The organism is Deinococcus aquaticus (assembly GCF_028622095.1).
Classification (GTDB): Bacteria; Deinococcota; Deinococci; order Deinococcales; family Deinococcaceae; genus Deinococcus; species Deinococcus aquaticus.
Genome location: NZ_CP115165.1, coordinates 1,760,085 through 1,780,333, shown reverse-complemented (window position 1 = coordinate 1,780,333; position 20,249 = coordinate 1,760,085). Strand labels below are relative to the sequence as shown.

Here is a 20,249-nt window from a genome sequence, read left to right as displayed (position 1 = left end):
GTTCTGCAAACCATTTGAGCGGCGTGCGTATCATGGGTCGTCTTGTTCGGGCGGGCCGCTTTCCCACACCAGCAGGTCGCCGGGCTGACAGTCCAGCGCGCGGCACAGGGCGTCCAGGGTGCTGAAGCGCACCGCGCGGGCCTTCCCGGTCTTCAGGATGCTGAGGTTCGCCAGGGTGATCTCCACCCGCGAGGAGAGTTCCGAGAGGGTCATGCCCCGCTGCGCCAGCAGGTCGTCGAGGTGCACGCGGATGGGCATGTCAGACCGTCAGTTCCTGTTCGGCGCGCAGTTGCCGTTCCTGCTCGCGGATGTGTGCGGCCTGGGTGAGGGCGGCGGAGAACAGCACGCAGGCCGCGGCGATCAGCAGGGGCGTGAGATTCACGCCGAGGATGCCGAAAGACGTGGTCAGGGCCACTTCTTGTCCCGATATGACGGCATCTGCCGGGAACTGGCGGTTCAGTGCGTCCAGCGGGTGGGTCTGGGCGATCAGCCAGCGATTCACGAATGGGGCCAAAAGGGACAGGCCTTGCCATGACAGAGCCAGTCGCGCGGCGAGGGTCAGGTCGCGGGCGTTGGCGGGGTGGAACGGGTCGCTCAGCAGGCGGCGCGTGAACTGCCGGGCGCCCCACAGCAGGGCGATCAGGCCAGTCAAGAGCAGGGCCATGCTAACCATCCAGGCCGCTTTCACCCAGATCGGCAGGTCGGCGAGTGGCAGGTGCACGCTCGACAGTCCGTACTGACCGCCTGCGAGGTCGAGGGTGAGGTTCAGGGGCAGGGTCAGACTGAACGTGTGCTGCAACAGGCCACCCAGCAGGAGCAGCAGGAGTGACAGGGCAGTCAGGATCAGCATGACCGTGAGCGTGAAGGACAGGATGGTCTGGGCGCGGGCGGGGGTCAGCATGGAGCCTCCAGGGTTTTATTGATAATCGATATTATCGTTTTTCAATATGCTTCCCGGTTCGCAGGCCGTCAAGCGGACATACCCACCTCCGTTCCCACCCCGGTGACCGGCGCGGCCCCCTAACGACCGTTATTCTCCGGGCATGAGCAAACTGGTGATCGTGGCGGCGAAGCGCACGCCGATCGGGAACTTCATGGGCAGCCTGCAACACGTCTCGGCCGCTGACCTGGGCATCACGGCCGCGAAAGCCGTGCTGGACGGAGTGAACAGCGCGGACGTGGCCGACGTGATCGTGGGCAACGTCCTTCAGGCCGGAAACGGCATGAACGTGGGCCGACAGGTGGGCATCGGCGCGGGCCTGCCCAATGACGTGCCGGGCCTGACCGTCAACCGCGTGTGCGGCAGCGGCCTTCAGGCCGTCATCAGCGCCGCGCAGGGCATCAAGGCCGGGGACGGGCAGCTGTACCTCGCGGGCGGCACGGAAAGCATGAGCGGCGCGCCGTACCTGCTGCCCCGCGCCCGCGAAGGCTACCGGCTGGGGCACGCGCAGGCGCTGGATTCCATCCTCTCGGAAGGCCTGACCGACGTGTTCGGCGGGTACCACATGGGCATCACCGCCGAGAACATCGCCGAGGCGTGGAACCTGACCCGCGAGGAACAGGACGCCTTCGCCCTGGAGAGCCAGAACCGCGCCGCCACCGCGCAGGCCGGAGGCTTCTTCGCAGACGAACTGGTCAGCGTGGAAGTGCCGGGCCGCAAGGGCCCCACCACCTTCAGCGCCGACGAGTACCCCCGCGCCACCACCGCCGAGGCCCTGGCCAAACTGCGCCCCGCCTTCAGGAAGGACGGCACCGTCACCGCCGGGAACGCCAGCGGCATCAACGACGGCGCCGCCATGCTGCTGGTCGCCAGCGAGGAATACGCCCAGGCGCACGGGCTGCCCATCCTGGCCGAGATCGCCAGTTACGCCGCCATCGGCGTGGACCCCGCCATCATGGGCATCGGGCCCGCCAGGGCCGTCCCCGTCGCCCTGAACCGCGCCGGCATGACGGTCGCGGACGTAGACCTGTTCGAACTGAACGAGGCGTTCGCCGCGCAGTCCCTGGCCGTCGTGCGCGACCTGAACGCCGACCCCGCCCGCGTGAACGTCACGGGCGGCGCCGTCGCCCTCGGGCACCCCATCGGGGCCAGTGGCGCGCGCGTGCTCGTCACGCTGATCCACCAGCTGCGCCGCCTGGGCAAGGAAACCGGCGTCGCCAGCCTGTGCATCGGCGGCGGCATGGGCATCGCCATCGTGGTGCGCGCGCGGGCGTAACGCTGCGCCAACTGGCGGATTCCACTGTGCAGGCACGTCCCCAGAAATGGGGGCGTGTCTTTCACATGCCGCTCAGCGTCCCTGCGCAGGCCGCACGTCCATCAACTGTTTGCCCACGCCAGGACCAGCCAACCGTCAGGTTCCGTCTCGACGCTGATCCGGGCCTGCACGAAACGACCCTGTGCATTCTGCGGACGTTCCACCTTGAAGCCACAGCGTTGCAGCGCCTCGGCCAGATAGTGCGCGCTCAATGCGACGGGGTAGTCGCGCGCCAGATTTACCAGCGCCTCGCCGGTGTTCGGGGCGTCCAGGTCGGTGATGGCATTCAGCAGATTGAACGCTATGGAACTGTCCGAGGCAAAATCTCTCACGGCTTCAATCAGCGCTGGCAATACCCATTGACATTCCCGCCGGGACAGAAGGTTACCCGTGAGGACCGCCAGGCGATCGTCCTGCAACAAAGGCAGCAGCTCATGCTCACGGCCCAGAGGACACAAGGTCAGGAGGAATGCCCCGTGGTAATCCCGTACCGACGCGTCCAAGGCAGGATCGTAGGCGGCAAGGTGCGCGTCGAACACTCGCCCTTCACGTTCACCTATCCCAGAGTCTCCGGTGTACTCTCGCTCAAGCTCGAAACCGTTGCGGTTATATGCCGACACGAGAGACGCATACAACCCAGCCATGGTCCGGTAGTGTGGCGCGATAAAGCACGGCTCCTCATGGTTCGTCCAGCCGATCATTCCGCGCTCGGGTCCGCTCAGGAAGAACACGAAGTAATTACTGCCGTCGTCCGACCATAGCGGCACGAACAATCCTCGGAGAGTCGGGGCCTCATTGAGCAGGAATTCGTCCATCTCGTCCAGGGTGTTGCTCAATTCAGCGAGGCTCTGGAGTCTCGCCAGGAGAACAGGATCCATACTCTCCTGCTCCCCATCGTGATCAAGGTACAGGGCCCTGATCTCGTCTGGAACGGGGATCCCGAGTCTGTCTTCGACAACCTGAATCTGCGCCATAGTGGCAGGCGGAAAGAAGGTCACGCCTGCCTCGTTCAGGAGTTGAATCGGGGAATGCATGCGGCATCCTGGCACGAACAGCGCAGCAGAGAGACTGCGGGTTTGGACGACCGCAGGGCAACGATGTGCAAGGCATCAAGTCCCAAGCACGGAAGATCACCGGCAGGTGCGCCAACTGGCGGATTCCGCCGCAGAGGCATGTCCCCTACCCTGGGGCGTGCCTCTTTCACCTGATCAAGCTTCGCCGGAGTCGTTGGGTCTGCCGTCCGGGGCGATGCTGGCGTGGCTGGACGCGCTGGCGGCGGATGGACTGGAACTGCACGGGTTCACGCTGCTGTGCTCGGGGCGGGTGCTGGCCGGTGGCCACTGGTTTCCGTATGTACCGGGGCGGGTGCATCACCTGTACTCGCTGAGCAAGGCGTTCGCGGCGGCGGGGGCCGGCCTGCTGATCCATGAGGGTCGGCTGCGGCTGGATGACCGCGTGGTGGACTTCTTCCCCGACGCGCTGCCGGAGGTGGTGGGCGGGCACCTGCGGGCCATGCGGGTCGAGGACCTGCTGACCATGCGCACCGGGCACGCGGCAGACACGACGGACGTCCTGTACGCGGCGGGTGAGGAGGACTGGGTGCGGGCCGTTCTGGCACAGCCGGTCGAGTTCACGCCGGGCACGCACTTCGTGTACAACAGCGGCGCATCGTTCCTGCTGTCGGCGCTGGTGCAGCGCGTGACCGGGCAGACCCTGCTGGAGTTCCTGACGCCGCGCCTGCTGGACCCGCTGGGCATCGGGGAGGCCGCGTGGCCGTCGAACGCGCAGGGCGTGGATCTGGGCGGCTGGGGCCTGCACCTGCGCACCGGGGACGTGGCGAGGTTCGGGCAACTGCTCCTGAACCGGGGCAGGTGGCAGGGGCGGCAGGTGCTGGCTCCGGCCTGGGTGGACGCCATGAGTGCCGCACACGTTCCGCCCGGCACGAACCCCGGCGACGGGAACAGCGACTGGGCGCAGGGGTACGGGTATCAGCTGTGGCGCTGCCGTCACGGGGCGTACCGGGCGGACGGCGCGTTCGGGCAGTTCTGCGTGGTGATGCCGGAACAGGACATGGTGCTGGCCGTCACGGCGGGCGTGGGGAACATGCAGCGCGTGCTGGATCACACCTGGACACACCTGCTGGGCCGCCTTCAGCCCTCTCCCCTGCCGCCCAGTCCAGATGAGGAGGCGCTGCGGGTGCGCTGCGCGGGCCTCACGCTGGACGTGCCGGACCTTCTCGACCCGCCCCCACTGCGGGACGTGCAGGCGCAGTTCGTGTTCGACCCGAACGGCGAGGGCTGGGAGTCCGCGCAGCTGACCGTCTCGGGCGGGCGCGGCACGCTGGACATCCTCGGGGCCACGCCGCACACCGTCCCGTTCCGGCTGAACGGCTGGCAGGACGGCCGGATCACCACCTGGGGCGTGAACGTGGCGCTCACGGTGCGGGCCGGGTGGCAGGCAGACGGCGCGCTGGTCCTGACCCTGCTGCTGATCGAGGACGGGGCGCGCTGGGAGGTGCGCTGGGCCGGGCCGGGCGCGGCGCTGACCGTGCAACTGTGCGCCCCACACTACGGCGAGGACCACACGCTGAGTGCCCGAGCCTCTACCCTGGGCGCATGACTGACGGCACGGGTGTGGTGGGGGACCAGGAGGCGGCGTTCTTCCTGGCGATCAAGACGCGGGATGAGGCGCTGCTACGCGCGCTGGTGGCGTCGGATGCGGGATTGCTGGGCACGTCCAGTCCGCTGGGGGCGAGTCCGGTGCTGTTCGCGGTGTCGTACGGGCGGGCGGACATGGCGCGGGTGCTCGCAGAGCTGGGTGCGCCGCTGGACGTGTTTGCGGCGGCGGCGCTGGGTGACGGGGCGGCCCTGACGCGTGAGCTGGACGCCGATCCGGCGCGGGTGAACGGCGTGGGCAGCGACGGGTTCAGTCCGCTAGGACTCGCGGCGTTCTTCGGTCGCATGGAAGCCGCGCAGGAACTCCTGTCGCGCGGGGCGAACGTGAACGCGGTCAGCCGGAATGCCATGCGGGTGCAGCCGCTGCATTCGGCGGTGGCCGGGGGGCACGCGGGGCTGGCGCGGGCGCTGGTGGCGGCGGGCGCGGACGTGAATGCCGCGCAGCAGGGTGGGTTCACGCCGCTGATGGCAGCGGCCCGCAGTGGGGACGCGGACCTCGTGGCGTTCCTGCGGGCGCAGGGGGCGCGGGTGGGCGCACGCACGGAGGATGAAGGTCTTAGCGCGGCGGATCTGGCGCGGGAAGAGGGGCACGCGGCGCTGGCGAACGCGCTGGAGTCGGGGCCGGGCGCACTTTCCTGAAGGTTGCGGCCGGAGTGCCTGAAGAAAGCCGGAATGCGCGGGCGGGCCGGGGCGGCGCAGACTGGCGGGTATGGACAACGAACGTAGTGGGAACGCTCCCCTGACGGGTGAGCACGGCGCGCAGACGGGTTTCGACACCCCGGACCGCAAGGACGACCATCAGGAGGCGTACACGACCACGCCCGAAGGTGACCGCGTGGGCAGCGCCGACGAGAGCCGGTACACACCGGTAGACGTGCCGGACGCCAGGGAAGTGACGGGGCAGTTCGATCACCTCGCCACGCGGGATGTGGTGGCCATGGAGCACGCGCAGCAGGACGCCGAGTTCGCCGGGGCGCAGACGGTGGCGGGCCTGGGCGGCGAGCACCTGGACGCCATCGTGCCGTCGGCGGGCGTGGGGATCACGGCGTCCACGGTCACGGCGCTGGAGACGCGTCAGGCGGCGATAGACCCGAATCCCGGGTACACGCCGCCCAGCGAGCAGGGACCGCCCCGCGTGAGTCAGCGTCCGGGCGACCTGCCGGAAGGCGAGCCGAGCGAACTGGAGCATCAGGTCCGCGGCGACGGCGACCGGGGATTCTGAGGGGACGCAGTGAGAGGAAGGCGGGGCGCGGTGACAGTCATGGCATCCCGCCTTCTGCGGTTACAGCTCCGAGACGTACACCGCGCCGTCCTCGATCTCGGTGCGGTAGAGCTTCACGGGTTTCACGGCGGGCAGGGTCCTAGCCTTGCCGGTCGCGAGTTCAAATTTCGCGCCGTGCTTCTCGCAGGTGATGCGGCCCATACTGACGTCGCCGCCCAGCAGCGGGTAGTCCTTGTGGGTGCAGTTGTTGCGCAGGGCGTAGTACGTGCCCTCGAAGTTCACGACGAGCACGCTGACGCCGTTCAGGTCGACGGTACTCTGGTGGCCTTCGGGCATCTCGGTGGTGGGTCCGGCCAGGACGCGCTGGGAGTCGCTCATGACTGCCGAGTGTAGCGCCCGGCGCGCCGGCGTTCAGGCACCGCAGCCGCTATCGAGCGGGGTGGGACGCAGTCCGGCGGGTGTCCACTCCTGCACGGTGAAGCCCGCGCCCTCGTAGTAGGCGTCGTGCAGCACGAGTTCCATGCGGCCGTCGCCGTTCAGGTCGGCCACGCCGACCAGCCGGTACTGGGTGGCCATGGGCATGGGGTCGCTGCTCTCGGGATTCCAGGGGGTGCGGGGGGCGACGTGCGCGCCCAGGACGGTGGTCACGGCGCGTCCGGCAGTCACGTGCCGCAGCAGCAGCAGGCTGTAATCGCCGGGCTGCCCGGTGGGGGGCGGGAAGTCGCCGCTGGCGCCCCGGAAACGGCGGGCCTCGATGATGACTTCCTGCGTGCCGTTGCCGTCCAGGTCGGTGCGGGTCAGGCGGGTCAGGGTGACCTGCGGGGCCACCACGCCCCGGCGGATCAGTTCGTCGCGCACGATGCGTTCGTACGTGGCGTTGCGGGTGGGCAGTTCCGTGACGGGGCGGGGCTGGGCGTTCAGGGCAGCGGGGGTCAGGACCGCCAGTCCGCGCGGCAGGGACGGCACGGGCACCTCGAAGGTGTCCTCGCAGGGGGCACCCAGTGATGTGGCAATGCCGCCAGCGCGCAGTTGGGTGGGCGTTACCCCCGGCGCGAGGCGGCGGTACGACTCGGTGCCCTGCAGGCGGGCGCGGGTCTGTGGGGCGCTCAGCCAGCGGCCGCCCTGCCAGCTGCCCAGCAGGTACGCGGTGGGTTCGCCCGGCATGACCGCCAGCGTGGGGTGCAACCCGGCGGGCGCGGCGGCCTGCGCCGTGACGAGTGCCAGGGCCATCGGGAGTGACCGGAACAGGGTGTGCATGCTCCAGCGTACCGGGTCGGTGCGGGGCGCTGTGCGGGTCATACGGACTCCGTCTGTCTCTCACCCGCTCTGCTCGGATTGAACGGTTCTGGCAAACCACTCAATCGGAAGTCCGTATCAGCCCTGCTGCACGCTCAGGCGATTGCCCCAGGGGTCAGTGACGCTCAGGGAGTCCGGGCCGCTCTGCACATCCGGGCGGCCGTCCAGGTGGGCACGCAGGGGCTCCAGGTCCAGGGCGAGCAGCGTGAAGTCGCGCAGGCCGGCGGCGGGCGCGGCTGGGGTGGGCTGCCCGGCGCTGTGCCATTCGTTCAGGCCGATGTGGTGGTGGTACCCGCCCCAGGACAGGAAGGCGGCGCTGCCCATGTCGGCGACCACGTCCAGGCCCAACGTGTCTCTGTACCAGCGGGCGGCCTGCGCGGCGCTGCCGACTTTCAGGTGAATGTGCCCGATGGTGGTTCCGGCGGGGGCGCTGAAGGGTGCGGCGCCGTCCAGTGTGGCGGGGTCGATTCCGGCCGCCTGGAGGACGCCCTGCGCGTCCACGGCGTTCGTGGCCATCTGCACCTGTCCGTCTTTCCAGGTCCAGGTGTCGCGGGGGCGGTCGGCGTAGACCTCGATGCCGTTGCCTTCGGGGTCGCTCAGGTAGAAGGCCTCGCTGACGAGGTGGTCGCCGCTGCCGATGCGGTGGCCCAGGCGGGCGGCGTGCGCCAGCCAGCGGCCCAGGTCGGCGCGGGTAGGCAACAGGAAGGCCGTGTGGTACAGGCCGGGGCGGGTGGGGGCGGGGGCGGGCAGGTCGGGCGCGGCGTGCAGGTGCAGCAGCGGGGTGCCGTGGGCGCTCAGGACCGCCTGGGTGGGGTTGGGCCAGGTGACGTTCAGGCCCAGCAGGTCAGCGTAGAAGCGCGTGAGGCCGGGCAGGTCGCGGGCGTTCAGCTGGACCGTGCCGACGTGGGTGCTGCCGGGCAGGACGGGCGGGGTGGATGCAGTGGTCATGGCTGCATTCTGATCCTGTTGGTTTATAAAATCAAGCGGTTTATTTACCACAACAAGGTCCCGGTCCTGCCCGACTCGTCCCGGCAGGGCAGCGCCCGCCCCCCGTCAATCCCCAGCCCAGCGTTCCGGCAGACGCAGGGCCGCCTCCAGCGCCTCACGCGTGCGGGCCAGATACCCCGCCCCGAACATGTTCACGTGCGCCAGCAGCGGGTACAGGTTCCACAGCGCCGCGCGATCCTCCCAGCCCTCGGCGGGCGGCAGCGCCCCGGCGTACGCGGCGAACACCTGTCCGGGCACCCCGCCGAACAACCGCATGGCCGCCAGATCCACCTCCCGGTGACTGAACGCTGCGGCCGGATCGATCAGGGCCGGGCCGCGCACCGTGAACAGCAGGTTCCCGTGCCACAGGTCACCGTGCACCAGCGACGGAGGCTCCGGCGGGATCAGGCGCGGCAACCGCTCACGCAACTCCGCGAACCGCGCCCGGTCCGCCGCGCCCAGCGCCGCCCCGGCCCGCTCCAGCTGCGGCAGCAGGCGACTGTGCCAGAAGAACTCGGCGGCCGACCCCGCCGCCAGATTCTGCTGCGGCAGCGACCCGAACAGGTTGTCCGGCGTACCCCCGAAGCCCGGCGCGGGCCGCGCGTGCAGGGCCGCCAGCCCCCGCCCCAGCGCCCCGTGCAGGGCGGGCGTGTCGTCGGCCGGCGGCAGGTAGGACAGCAGCAGGTACTGCCAGCCGCCCGGTCCCTCCCCGAACGCGATCACGTCCGGCACGGCCAGCGGTCCCACCGCGCGCAGCAGCGCCAGCCCCTCGGCTTCCGGCGCGTACAGCGGCAGGTGCGTTCCTCCGGTGGGCCGCGCGGCCTTCAGCACGAACTCGCCCCGCGTGGTCCGCAGGCGGTAGGCGGCGCTGATATCCCCGCCCTGCAGGCGCGCCCCGCCCTGCACCGCCGCGCCCAGGTGCGCCTCGATCAGCGGGGTCAGGGGACGCAGGGCGTCCGGCAGCACAGTGTTCATGGTTCATCTTCGCCCCTGCGGGCCGCTGCAACTAAAGACGGATGCTCAGCGTTCCTTGGGGATGTGTACTCATGTGAGTACCTGCCATCACTGCCGCTTTGCCCGCCGGTTGTCGTTCCTGCCCGCCCCCACCCCCCGGAGGTCCCTTCAGCATGGTCCAGACCACCCTGAGCACCCTGACAGCCGCCCTGCACGACCTGCTGGGCCTCGCCGCGCCCGCCGCGCTGACCGTTCTCGCCGTCCTGGCGGGCCTGCTGCTGCTGGGCCTGCTGGACCGCGCCCGCGCGCAGACGGCCCTGACCGCCCTGACCCGCCACGCACCCACCCTGACCCGCTGGGCCGCCGCCGCCCTGGCCCTCGGCGCGGGCCTGCTGACCCTGACCGTGGCCCGGCACGTCACCGAACTGCGCCTCGCGGCCGGACAGAACGCCCGCTACGCCAACGCCGCCGACCCGGACGGAGGCCCCACCACGCAGCAGGCCCCGCACGCCACCCTGGTCGAGACCCGCACGTACTCCCGCAGCCTCGTGCTGCCGCCAGACGTCTACGCCCGCATCCGCGTGAACAACGGCTGGGAGCAGCTCCTGCCCTACCTGGGCGGCGAGAACGGCACCGTGCAGAACCTGCGCGAGGGGTTCACACGCACGCGCGGCGGCAGCCTCGTGTACACGCGCGACGTGACCATGCTGGGCGAACGCCCGCTCGACATGGACCGCGCCGCCATCACCACCGACCTGAACTTCGTGGACCCCGCCGGCGGGCGCGGCACGTACTACAACGCCTCCTTCCGCGCCTCGTACACCTTCAGCAACCCCCTGGATACCCCCGCCACCCTGCGCTTCGAGTTCCCGCTCCCGCAGGGCAGCGGCACCCTCAACGGCTTCCAGCTGACCGTGAACGGAGAGACGTTCCACGCCAGCGACCTCCTGAACGGCAGCGTCTGGCAGGGCACCGTCCCGGCGCGTGGCGCCGTCCGGGTCGAGGCCACCTACCGCAACCAGGGCGCGCGCGGCTGGAGCTACGTCCTGAGCCGCCGTGAAGCCATCCGCTCGTTCGAACTGACCCTGAACACCGACCGGCCCGCCCGGTTCCAGCGGTATACCCTGTTCCCCACCGCGCAGACCCGCAGCGCCCTGAGCGGCCGCCAGACCCTGAAATGGCAACTCACGGACGCCGTGACCGCCCAGGATATCGCCGTGGCATTCACGCAGGGCAGCGTGCGCGAAACACTGACCAAGGTCGGCCTGATGAAAAGCGCCGCGCTACTGCTGACTGCCCTGCTGCTCCCGCTTTGGGCCGCCACGCGCCGCCTGCCCCTGCCGCCCCTGCCGTTCGCGGCGGCCCTGCTGGGGCTGAGCCTGGGCTTCACGCTGGGCAGCGTTCTGGGCGCTTACCTGCCCCCACAGGCCGCCGAACTGCTGGGCAGCGCCAGCGCCCTGCTGCTCGCCTGGACAGCCCTGGGCGGCCCCCGCACCCTGCTGGTGCCGCTGCTGCTGTGCGCGGCCCTACCACTGGCATTCCTGACGGGCGGACACGCCGGCCTGCTGGTCACCAGCCTTGCCGCCACTACCCTGCTGCTGCTCCTGCGCGGGGCGCGGGCCACGCCAGTCGCCACCTGACCGGAGGGTACCCGCCCGAACAGAACGCGGGCAACAGAATGTGGGCAGCGGAAAGAAGTTCTCCGCTGCCCACGCCCCACGGCTCCTGTTCAGGTGAACAGGGTGCTGACGCTCGCTCCGGTGTGAATGTTGGTGATGGCGTCTGCGAACAGCGGGGCTACGTCCAGCACGGCCAGCTTGCCGCCCGCCGCTTCCTGCTTCTGCTCGCTGACGTGCACGGTGTTGGTGCTGGCGACCTGCGTGACGTCCAGTCCGGCGATGCGCTGGATGGCGGGGCCGGTGTACACGCCGTGCGTGACGGCCACGTACACGTCCTTGGCGCCCATGCTGCGGGCGATGTTCACGGTCTCGACCAGTGACCCGGCGGTGCTGATCTCGTCGTCGACGATGAACACGGTCTTGCCGTCCACGTCGCCGATCAGGGCGCGGGGGCGGACCTCGGTGTCCGAGATGCGTTCCTTGTCGATCATGGCAAGGCCGCTGTCGAGGCGGCGCGCGATCTGGCTGGCGCGTTTGATGCTCCCGGCGTCGGGCGCGAGGACCACGCCGTTGTGCGCGTCGGGTACGCAGCTCTTGAAGTGGTGGCTGAGGACCAGGTCGGCGGACAGGTGATCGACCGGGACCTTGAAGAAACCGTGCACCTGCGGGGCGTGCAGGGTCATGGTCAGGATGCGGTCCGCACCGGCCTCCTGCAGCAGGTCCGCGACGAGGCGGCCGGCGATGCTGATGCGGGGGCTGTCTTTCTTGTCGCTGCGGGCGTACGAGTAGTACGGGATGACGGCCGTGACGCGCCCGGCGCTGGCGCTCTTGGCGGCGTCGATCATCAGCATCAGTTCCATGATGGCGTCGCTGACGGGCGTGCTGAAGGTCTGCACGATGAACACGTCGCCTTCACGCAGGGATTCCTCGTAGTGCACGATGATGTTGTCGTTCGTGAACTTCTCGGTTTTGCTGCGCCCCAGCGGGACCCCCAGGTGATCGCAGATGGACTGGGCCAGGGCGCGGTTGCTCTGACCGGCGAACACCAGCAGGGGGGAACGACGACTGTTCAGCAGTTCGGACGGGGCGCGGTGTGAAACGGGCAAGGGGTGATCCTCCGGAAGGAAAGGGGGGCGGTGGGGCGGCACGCAACGCGGTTCCCGTGAACACCGCCGGAAGGAGAGCCTCCCGGCGCGGAACCGACCGCCAAGCAGCATACCTGTCCGCCGCGCCGGGTGTCATGGAGCGCAGGCGTGCCCGCGCCGGGAACACTGCCCGCGCGGCTCATGAACGTCTGTTCAACAGGGACGGCCTGCGCCGGGCGGTACGCTGCCCGCATGACTGCTCCCCCCGCAGGACCGCCCCCCGCGCTGGACGCCGTGATTGTCGGAGCCGGACCGAACGGCCTGTCGGCGGCCATCACCCTGGCCCGCGCGGGCCTGCGCGTGCAGGTGATCGAGGCGCGCGCGCAGGTGGGCGGCGGCCTGAGCAGCGCGCACATGACCCTGCCCGGCTTCGTGCATGATTACGGGTCGGCCATTCACCCGCTGGCCGCCGCGAGCCCCGCGTTCCGGCAGTGGCCGCTGCATGCCTTCGGGCTGGACTGGGTGCAGCCCACCGCTCCGGTCGCGCACCCGCTGCCCGGCGGGCGAAGCGTGACGCTGGAACGTGACCTGCACGCCACCGCCGACGCCCTGGGCCGCGACGGTCCCACCTGGGTGCGCCTGATGGCCCCGCTGCTGGCCGATTGGGAGGGCCTGCTGGACGACATTCTGCGCCCGCTGCCGCGCGTACCGCGCCACCCCGTGACCCTGGCGCGCTTCGGCGTGCGGGGCCTGCCGCCCGCCGCGCTGCTGGGCCAGACCCTGTTCCGCACACCCGAGGCCCGCGCGCTGTGGGCCGGACTGGCCGCGCACAGCTGCCTGCCACTGAGCACGCCCGGCACGTCCGCCATGACGCTGGTGCTGGCGCTGCTGGGCCACGCGGTCGGGTGGCCGTTCCCGCGTGGCGGCGCGCAGTCCCTGGCAGACGCCATGCGCGCCTACCTGGAGTACCTGGGCGGCAGCGTCGTGACCGGCGTGACCGTCACGGACGCCCGCGACCTGCCGCCCGCCCGCGTGACCCTGGTGGACAGCAGTCCCGCCGTGCTGCTGGGCATCCTGGGCGACCGCGCCCCGGCCGCGTACCGGGACGCGCTGGAAGGCTACCGCTACGGCCCAGGCATTCAGAAGTTCGATTACGCGCTGTCCGGCCCGATGCCCTGGCAGGATCCGCGCGTGGCCCGCGCCGCCACCGTGCACATCGGCGGGCACGCGGCCGACATCGCCGCGTCGGAAGCCGTCACGCAGGCGCACCTGCACCCGCGCCCGTACGTGCTGGCCGCGCAGCACACCCTGTTCGACCCCAGCCGTGCTCCTGCCGGGCGGCACACCTTCTGGGCGTACGCGCACGTCCCGAACGGCAGCGACCACGACGCCCAGGCACAGGTCGAGAGGCAGATCGACCGGTTTGCGCCCGGCTGGGAGGGGCTGATCCTGGCCCGCACCCGCACGACCGCCACGCAACTCCAGGCCTTCAGCCCGGTCTTTCATGGCGGCGACGTGAACGGCGGGCGCGGCGACCTCCCCGGCCTGCTGGCCCGCCCCGTCCCCACCCCCACCCCGTACCGCACGCCCGTGCGCGGCGTGTACCTGTGCTCCAGCGCCACTCCGCCCGGCGGCGGCATTCACGGCATGGCCGGCCACCACGCAGCGCTGGCCGCCCTGCACGATGAATTCAGGTTGAAAGTTGATGGTTGATGGAGTCAAACCCCATCAACCATCAACTTTCAACCATCTACTTCTCTACTCGCCCCGGAAAATCTTCCCGACCTTGCCGAGCAGGCTCTCGTGCTTCTCGTTCACCTCGTCACCGACCGCGCGGGCGTAGGCGAGAAGGGCCTCGCGCGCCTCGGGCGTCAACTGACCGGGTTTCGGCACGATGACGTCGTACTCGACGATCAGGTCGCCGCTGCCGGACCCCTGGAGGCGCGGCATGCCCTGGGCGCGCAGGCGGTGCAGTTCGCCGTGCTGCGTGCCGGCCTTCACCTCGACCACCTGCGGGCCGTCCAGGGTGGGGACCGTGACCTGCCCGCCCAGCGCGGCCTTCGCGAACCCGATTTTTGCCGCATAGATCAGGTGCTCCTGCTCGCGGCGCAACTCCGGGTGTTTTTCCATCTCGATGTGCACGTACAGGTCGCCGTTCCCGCCCGGACCCTCGTTGCCCATGCCGCTCACGCGGATGCGGTAGCCCTCGTCGATGCCCCTGGGGAGTTTCACGCTGACCTGCTCGGATTTCAGGGTGCGGCCCCGGCCCTTGCAGACCGTGCAGGGGTCCTGAACGATCTGACCCTCGCCCCGGCAGGTGGGGCACGCCTGCTGCGTCTCCACGACGCCGAAGATCGTGCGCGCCTGAGCCCGCACCGCGCCCGCGCCGCCGCAGGTCGAGCAGGTTTTCGGGGGTTTCCCGCCCGGCTCGGTTTTCGTGCCGTGGCAGTGATCGCAGGCCGTCAGGCGGTCCACGCTGACCTGAATCTCCTCGCCCGCGCGGGCCTGGGCCAGCGTCACGTGCGCCTCGGTTTCCAGGTCGTCGCCGCGCGCCGGGCCACGGCGGCCACCCCGGCCGCCCACCGCGCCGCCGAACAGCTGCTCGAAGATGTCCATCGGGTCGAAGCCCGCGCCGCCCATCCCGCCGAACGGATCGCCGCCCGGCATTCCGGCGCCCGGCGCGCTGCCGTACCGGTCGAAGTGCGCGCGTTTCTCGGCGTCACTGAGGACCGCGTACGCCTCGTTGATCTGCGTGAACTTCTCGGCCGCGCCCTCTTCCTTGTTCCGGTCCGGGTGGTACTTCAGGGCCAGTTTGCGGTAAGCGGATTTGATTTCATCGGCACTTGCCGTACGGGCCACGCCCAGCAGTTCGTAGTAGTCCATGAGTCGTTTATCGCCGCGGCACCTTCCAGACTCCCACAGCCAGCTTCACGCCGCCAGGGCCAGTGCCGGGCCTCCGGCAAGCAGGTTAACACGACCACACTCAGGAAAAGTAGGCACGGGAGCACACGGGGGGGTCGTAGGCGGTGGGCAGTGGACAGCAGGAAGTGGACAGTGGGAACAGCCGACTCACTCCCCGCTCCCTCCTTGCTACAGCCGAGCTGCCTGCTCCCCCAGTTGCAGCGCCGCCCGCACCTGCCCCAGCGTGTGCGCAGCGACCTCGCGGCCCCGCCCGGTGCCGCCCCGCAGGAGGTCCATGACGGCCTGCGGGTCCTGCGCGTACGCGGCGCGGCGTTCGCGGATGGGTGTCAGTTCGGCCTCCAGTACGTCCAGCAGGTGCCGTTTGACGGTCACGTCGCCCAGGCCCCCGGCGCGGTAGTGGTCCTTCATGGCCTGCACGCGGGCCGCATCCGGGTCGAAGGCGTCCAGGTACGCGAAGACCGGGTTCCCCTCGACCTGCCCGGGGTCACTGGCGCGCAGGTGGGCCGGGTCCGTGAACATGCCCATTACCCGGCGGCGCAGTTCGTCCGGCGGGTCGCTCAGGTACGCGGCGTTGCCGAGGCTCTTGCCCATCTTCGCCTGCCCGTCCAGGCCCGGCAGACGCGGCGACGCCGAGAGCAGCGCCTGCGGCTCCCGCAGCACCGCCGTTCCATCTGCCGTAGGCCCGTACAGCCCGTTGAAGCGCCGCACCACCTCGCGCGTCAGTTCCAGCATGGGCAACTGATCCTCGCCCACCGGGACGACCTGCGCGCCGAACGCCACGATGTCCGCCACCTGCGCCGCCGGATAGATGAAGAACCCTGCCGGAACCGAATCGCCGAAACCCTTCTGAGCGATCTCGGTCTTCACGGTCGGGTTCTGCCGCAGCTTCGACACGGTCACGAGGTTCAGCAGGTACACGGTCAGTTCGGTCAGTTCTGGCACGCCCGACTGCCGCACGAACGTCACCCGCGCCGGGTCCAGGCCCGCGCCCAGGTAGTCCAGCATCACCTCCGGAATGTTGCGGCGCAGCACGTCCGGCCGCTCGAAGTGATCGGTCAGGCCCTGCACGTCCGCGACCAGCACGAACACCTCATGCGAGTCCTGAAGCGCCACCCGCGAGCGCAGCGACCCCACCAGATGCCCCAGGTGCAGCCGTCCCGTCGGGCGGTCCCCGGTCAGCACACGCGGCCGCCCCTCCATCCTCTGCCCCATTCCATTTCCTGTATTCGACATGATCCACTCCTCCACCAGAGACATAAAAAAGCCGCGCCCGGACACGAGATCCGGGCGCGGCGCGACGATGAACGTCAGCAGGCGAGGGCACCCGGATCACCGGGCCACCACACCTGCACGAGAACGCTCATGGGCCGCAGCATGCCGCACCAGAGGGATTGGGGGCATCCGCCAGATGGCGAAGGGGGTGTGAGTTGTGGGACGAAACAGCGTCCACACCCTACAACCTACAACCCACGTCCTACACCCTCTTACTCCCAGTTCAGGATGACCTTGCCGCTCTGGCCGCCGAGCATGGCGTCAAAGCCCTTCTGGTAGTCATGAATGGGGTAGTGGTGCGTGATGATGGGGCTCAGGTCCAGGCCGGACTGGATGAGGGCGGCCATCTTGTACCAGGTTTCGAACATCTCGCGGCCGTAGATGCCCTTGATGGTCAGCATCTTGAAGATGACGGCGTTCCAGTCGATGTCCACGCGGCCGCTGGGAATGCCGAGCAGGGCGACCTTGCCGCCGTTGTTCATGACGTCCACCATCTGCGCGAAGGCGGGGCCGGAGCCACTCATCTCGAGGCCCACGTCGAAGCCTTCGGTCATGCCGAGTTCCTGCATGACGACGCGCAGGTCCTCGTGGGCGACGTTCACGGCGCGGGTGACGCCCATGCGGCGCGCGAGGTCCAGGCGGTAGTCGTTGATGTCGGTGATCACCACGTTGCGCGCGCCGACGTGCCGGGCGACGGCGGCGGCCATCACACCGATGGGGCCGGCGCCCGTGATCAGGACGTCCTCGCCGACCAGGTCGAAGCTCAGGGCGGTGTGCACGGCGTTCCCGAACGGGTCGAAGATCGCGGCGATGTCGTCGGGAATGTCGTCCGGGAGTTTGAAGGCGTTGAAGGCGGGCAGCACGAGGTACTCGGCGAAAGAACCGGGGCGGTTCACGCCGACGCCCAGGGTGTTGCGGCACAGGTGGCGGCGCCCGGCGCGGCAGTTGCGGCAGTGCCCGCAGGTGACGTGCCCCTCGCCGCTGACGCGGTCCCCGATCTGGAAGCCGCGAACCTCGCTGCCGATCGCGGCGACCGTGCCGACGTACTCGTGCCCGACGATCATGGGCACGGGGATGGTGTTCTGCGCCCAGGTGTCCCACTTGTAGATGTGCACGTCGGTGCCGCAGATGCTGCCCTTGCGCACCCGGATGAGCAGGTCGTTCGGGCCGGGCGTGGGGACCGGCGCCTCGGTCATCCAGATGCCCTCCTGGGCGTGTTGTTTGCTCAGGGCGCGCATGGTGGCGGGCTCGCCGGGGGCCTGGGAAGGGGTGGAGGTCACGGGCGCAGTTCTACCCCCCGGCGCGGGGCGGGTGCAACGGCCGGGCTTACAGGCGGGCCCCCGGGGGTCGTATGGGCTGGACAGGAGGCCGGGTGGTCGGGACTCGCAAGCGACCCTTAAGACCGGCGTGCGTTTCCGGGAGGCGGGTGCCGTAGGCTGGGGCGCATGATCAAGTACCGCCGTCAGAACCCGCTGGAACCCGAGAAAGACTCCGAGCTCAGCGTGAACCTGCTGCCCCTGCTGTTCTTCGTGGTGGGCTTCCTGGCCGTGCGCGCTCTGACCCGCACCATTCAGAGCGAGTAGTTCACAGCGTACCTGCGCCGGGCGGCCCTGTCGGAACCGTGTGACCGTTCAGGCGGTAGTCTGTAGCGCATGACTGATCCCGCCCCGCAACAGTTCAAGAGCGCCAGCAGCGGCCGCCTGGTGGTCCCGGGCTGGATGAACCTCGTGTCCGGCAAGGCCGACAGCGTCGAGATTCAACTGGACGTGGCCCGCCCCGACCTGAACCGCACGCAGGCGAGCCTGCTGATCGAGTACTGGGCGACGCCCGACGACCTGACCCTGCAGAGCGTGCTGCCCGTCCGGGCGTTCACAGCCGCGCCGGAAAGCTGGTGCGCGTTCGTGCCGGCGCAGGGGCGCGTGCTGGTGCGCGCCATCGACCCGCAGCCGAACCCGCCGGTCCTGGCGAGCCACTGGATCAACGTGGACCCCGCCACGCCCGCTGGAACGACCGTGAACGTCACGGTCAGTTTCCCCGCGCAGGTCACGCCGGTGCAGACGCTCCTGAACCCCAACTGACCTGACCGGCTGGACCGATACCGCGCCGCCCCCAGTCCAGTGGGGCGGCGCGGTTCAGTCGAGCAGGGTCAGCAGCGCGGCCTCCACGCCCCGGCGGGTCGCGGCCAGTGCCTGCGGGATGCGCCACGCGGCGCGGTCGCGCGGGCCGACGGGGTTGCTCACGCCGCGTACTTCCAGGCTGGGCACGCCCGCCAGCAGCGCGGCGTGCGCCACCCCGGCCCCCTCCATGCCCTCGGTGAGTGCGCCGGGGTGCCGGGCCTGGAGGTGCCGCGCCGCCCCGTGGTCGCCCGTGACGCTGCCCAGCGTCAGCAGTGGCCCCAGCCGCGCCCCGCTGCGCGCCGCGACCTGCGCGGCCTTCTCCCAGGCGGGAAAGTGCCCGGCCTGCACGTCCGGATCAGCGTGCGGTTCGGGTGACTCCAGTGGTCCGGGCAGCACGGACAGGCCCAGCGCCGTGAAATCCAGGAACTGCCCGTCGTCCCACGCGCCCAGGTCCGCCTGGATGATGCGGCTGGACACGGCCAGATCGCCCGCCTGCAGGCCCGAGGCGGGATACGCGCCGCCGATCCCGGCGCTGATCGCCAGGGCGTACGGGGCGGCCAGCAGGGCGCGCTGCGTGGCGAGGGCCGCCGCGACCGGCCCCACGCCACTGACCAGAACCTGCACACGCAGCCGCTCCCGGAAGGGCGCGCTCAGGTCGGTCAGGTGCGCGGCCTCGCCGGGCGTGGCGACCACGATCAGGGCGGCCAGCCGGGCAGGGTCGGGAAGGGCGGAGTCGGGGTGGGTCATGGCGGCAGGGTAACGCCTGCCCGGCGGGGTCATGGGGGGTGGGTGTACCCTGGTGGGTATGACGCTGTTTCGACTGGACGGCAGGCGCGCGCTGGTGACGGGCGGCAGTAAGGGCATCGGGCTGGCGGCGGCGCACGACCTGATCCGCATGGGGGCGCACGTGACGGTCGCGGCGCGCGGCGAGGACGCCCTGAAATGCGCCGCCGACGCGATCGGGGCGCGCTGGGTGGTGGCGGATGTCAGCACACCTGAGGGTGTGGAGGCGGCCGTGGCGGCGGCGGGCGACGTGGACATCCTGGTCAGTAACGCGGGCGGCCCGGCGGCCGGACTGCCCAGCGGGGTCAGCGAGGACGCCTGGGCGCAGGGCTTCCAGACGACCTTCATGAGCACCGTGCGGCTGGCGAACGCGACCGTGCCGGGCATGCGCGCGCGCGGGTGGGGGCGGGTGATCGCCATCACGAGCCTGACGGTGGGCCGCCCCGCCCCCACCCTGCCGGTCAGCAACGCGCTGCGGGCCGGGGTGACCAATTACCTGCGGACGCTGGCGCTGGAGGTCGCCCCGGACGGCGTGACCTGCAACACAGTCGCGCCCGGCTACACCGCCACCGAGCGGCTGCGGCAGCTGCACGCCGACCCGCAGGAGGCGCAGAAGCTCGCGGCGCGCATTCCGGCCCGGCGCTTCGGAGAGCCGAACGAGGTCGCGGCGGCCGTGGCGTTCCTGGCCTCCCGCGAGGCGGCGTACACCACCGGGCAGGAACTGCTGGTCGACGGTGGCTGGAGCATCTGAGAGCGGTGTTCAGGTCAGCCCCGGGTATGATTCCCGAAATCGACCTGAACCGGGCGGCCTCGCAGAGCTGCGAAGGAGAACCGAAAACCGCTGTAGGGCGGCAGGAGACAGGGGTACCGCGCCGACCGGCACGCCTCTCACTCCTGTTTGACAGACCCCCATTAAGGTTTGATAGGTGAGCTGCGCCTGATCCGATTCCGGCCTCATCGCATACCTTCATGTTAGAAGAGCCTGCCCGCCCGGACCGCGTGACCGGACGCTCCGGCCCCCTCTGCCCGCCCCCTCCGCCACCCCCGACCTCATTCACCCGT

General features: G+C 70.2%; 21 protein-coding genes. 9 read left to right on the top strand and 12 right to left on the bottom strand.

The window, feature by feature from the left end:
• Nucleotides 1-30 precede the first annotated feature (30 nt).
• The gene (locus M8445_RS08660; protein WP_273987379.1) at nt 31-258 is read right to left on the bottom strand and encodes a helix-turn-helix domain-containing protein; all 228 of its coding nucleotides are present in this window, start codon (nt 256-258) and stop codon (nt 31-33) included.
• A 1-nt stretch (nt 259) separates the two neighbouring features.
• Nucleotides 260-901 (bottom strand): hypothetical protein, encoded by a 642-nt coding sequence (locus M8445_RS08655; protein WP_273987378.1) that lies wholly within the window; start codon nt 899-901, stop codon nt 260-262.
• 142 nt (nt 902-1,043) lie between these two features.
• Here M8445_RS08655 and M8445_RS08650 point away from each other — a divergent pair, with 142 nt between their 5' ends.
• Nucleotides 1,044-2,216: an acetyl-CoA C-acetyltransferase gene (locus M8445_RS08650; protein WP_273987376.1), complete on the top strand. Its 1,173-nt coding sequence runs from the start codon at nt 1,044-1,046 to the stop codon at nt 2,214-2,216.
• 101 nt (nt 2,217-2,317) lie between these two features.
• Here M8445_RS08650 and M8445_RS08645 read toward each other — a convergent pair whose 3' ends face one another.
• Complete coding sequence (locus M8445_RS08645; RefSeq protein WP_273987375.1) at nt 2,318-3,289, bottom strand: SMI1/KNR4 family protein; 972 nt, start codon at nt 3,287-3,289, stop codon at nt 2,318-2,320.
• A gap of 157 nt (nt 3,290-3,446) precedes the next feature.
• On the opposite strand from M8445_RS08645, the gene M8445_RS08640 reads away from it, so the two are divergent.
• The 3 genes from M8445_RS08640 (at nt 3,447) to M8445_RS08630 (ending at nt 6,152) form a co-directional block, all read left to right on the top strand.
• Nucleotides 3,447-4,874 carry a serine hydrolase domain-containing protein gene (locus M8445_RS08640; protein ID WP_273987373.1) on the top strand — a complete coding sequence of 476 codons (1,428 nt, stop codon included), beginning with the start codon at nt 3,447-3,449 and terminating at the stop codon, nt 4,872-4,874.
• Nucleotides 4,871-5,569: an ankyrin repeat domain-containing protein gene (locus M8445_RS08635; protein ID WP_273987372.1), complete on the top strand. Its 699-nt coding sequence runs from the start codon at nt 4,871-4,873 to the stop codon at nt 5,567-5,569. The genes M8445_RS08640 and M8445_RS08635 overlap by 4 nt, the downstream gene beginning before the upstream one ends.
• 70 nt (nt 5,570-5,639) lie before the next feature.
• A complete protein-coding gene (locus M8445_RS08630) occupies nt 5,640-6,152 on the top strand; it encodes a hypothetical protein (protein WP_273987371.1) in 513 nt (170 codons plus the stop codon).
• Between the two features lie 60 nt (nt 6,153-6,212).
• Here the strand turns inward: M8445_RS08630 and M8445_RS08625 are convergent, their stop codons facing one another.
• The 4 genes from M8445_RS08625 to M8445_RS08610 form a co-directional block, all read right to left on the bottom strand.
• Nucleotides 6,213-6,530, bottom strand: coding sequence for a non-heme iron oxygenase ferredoxin subunit (locus M8445_RS08625; protein WP_273987370.1), 318 nt, complete (start codon nt 6,528-6,530; stop codon nt 6,213-6,215).
• Nucleotides 6,531-6,563: 33 nt separating this feature from the next.
• Nucleotides 6,564-7,451 (bottom strand): hypothetical protein, encoded by an 888-nt coding sequence (locus M8445_RS08620; RefSeq protein ID WP_273987369.1) that lies wholly within the window; start codon nt 7,449-7,451, stop codon nt 6,564-6,566.
• A gap of 75 nt (nt 7,452-7,526) precedes the next feature.
• A complete protein-coding gene (locus tag M8445_RS08615) occupies nt 7,527-8,396 on the bottom strand; it encodes a VOC family protein (protein WP_273987368.1) in 870 nt (289 codons plus the stop codon).
• Between the two features lie 105 nt (nt 8,397-8,501).
• Nucleotides 8,502-9,410 carry a fructosamine kinase family protein gene (locus M8445_RS08610; RefSeq protein WP_273987367.1) on the bottom strand — a complete coding sequence of 303 codons (909 nt, stop codon included), beginning with the start codon at nt 9,408-9,410 and terminating at the stop codon, nt 8,502-8,504.
• Between the two features lie 152 nt (nt 9,411-9,562).
• Between M8445_RS08610 and M8445_RS08605 the strand changes: the two genes are divergently transcribed.
• A complete protein-coding gene (locus M8445_RS08605) occupies nt 9,563-11,029 on the top strand; it encodes a hypothetical protein (protein ID WP_273987366.1) in 1,467 nt (488 codons plus the stop codon).
• An 89-nt stretch (nt 11,030-11,118) separates the two neighbouring features.
• Here the strand turns inward: M8445_RS08605 and M8445_RS08600 are convergent, their stop codons facing one another.
• Complete coding sequence (locus M8445_RS08600) at nt 11,119-12,114, bottom strand: ribose-phosphate diphosphokinase (RefSeq protein ID WP_273987365.1); 996 nt, start codon at nt 12,112-12,114, stop codon at nt 11,119-11,121.
• Between the two features lie 231 nt (nt 12,115-12,345).
• Here M8445_RS08600 and M8445_RS08595 point away from each other — a divergent pair, with 231 nt between their 5' ends.
• Nucleotides 12,346-13,806, top strand: a complete 1,461-nt coding sequence (locus tag M8445_RS08595) for a phytoene desaturase family protein (RefSeq protein WP_273987364.1) — start codon at nt 12,346-12,348, stop codon at nt 13,804-13,806.
• A gap of 45 nt (nt 13,807-13,851) precedes the next feature.
• On the opposite strand, the gene dnaJ is transcribed toward M8445_RS08595, so the two are convergent.
• The 3 genes from dnaJ to tdh all read right to left on the bottom strand — a co-directional run bounded on the left by dnaJ (nt 13,852) and on the right by tdh (nt 17,525).
• A complete protein-coding gene (dnaJ, locus tag M8445_RS08590) occupies nt 13,852-14,976 on the bottom strand; it encodes a molecular chaperone DnaJ (RefSeq protein WP_273987363.1) in 1,125 nt (374 codons plus the stop codon).
• Nucleotides 14,977-15,183: 207 nt separating this feature from the next.
• On the bottom strand, nt 15,184-16,215 hold the full coding sequence (gene trpS, locus M8445_RS08585; protein ID WP_273990872.1) for a tryptophan--tRNA ligase: 1,032 nt from the start codon (nt 16,213-16,215) through the stop codon (nt 15,184-15,186).
• Between the two features lie 284 nt (nt 16,216-16,499).
• Nucleotides 16,500-17,525: an L-threonine 3-dehydrogenase gene (gene tdh, locus M8445_RS08580; RefSeq protein ID WP_273990871.1), complete on the bottom strand. Its 1,026-nt coding sequence runs from the start codon at nt 17,523-17,525 to the stop codon at nt 16,500-16,502.
• A gap of 207 nt (nt 17,526-17,732) precedes the next feature.
• Here tdh and M8445_RS08575 point away from each other — a divergent pair, with 207 nt between their 5' ends.
• Together M8445_RS08575 and M8445_RS08570 are read left to right on the top strand one after the other, a co-directional pair.
• Nucleotides 17,733-17,870, top strand: a complete 138-nt coding sequence (locus tag M8445_RS08575) for a hypothetical protein (RefSeq protein WP_273987362.1) — start codon at nt 17,733-17,735, stop codon at nt 17,868-17,870.
• Nucleotides 17,871-17,939: 69 nt separating this feature from the next.
• Nucleotides 17,940-18,365, top strand: coding sequence for a uracil-DNA glycosylase (locus M8445_RS08570; protein ID WP_273987361.1), 426 nt, complete (start codon nt 17,940-17,942; stop codon nt 18,363-18,365).
• Nucleotides 18,366-18,419: 54 nt separating this feature from the next.
• Here M8445_RS08570 and mqnB read toward each other — a convergent pair whose 3' ends face one another.
• Nucleotides 18,420-19,151: a futalosine hydrolase gene (gene mqnB, locus M8445_RS08565; protein WP_273987359.1), complete on the bottom strand. Its 732-nt coding sequence runs from the start codon at nt 19,149-19,151 to the stop codon at nt 18,420-18,422.
• Between the two features lie 58 nt (nt 19,152-19,209).
• On the opposite strand from mqnB, the gene M8445_RS08560 reads away from it, so the two are divergent.
• Nucleotides 19,210-19,938 carry an SDR family oxidoreductase gene (locus M8445_RS08560; protein WP_273987358.1) on the top strand — a complete coding sequence of 243 codons (729 nt, stop codon included), beginning with the start codon at nt 19,210-19,212 and terminating at the stop codon, nt 19,936-19,938.
• The last annotated feature ends 311 nt before the right edge of the window (nt 19,939-20,249 follow it).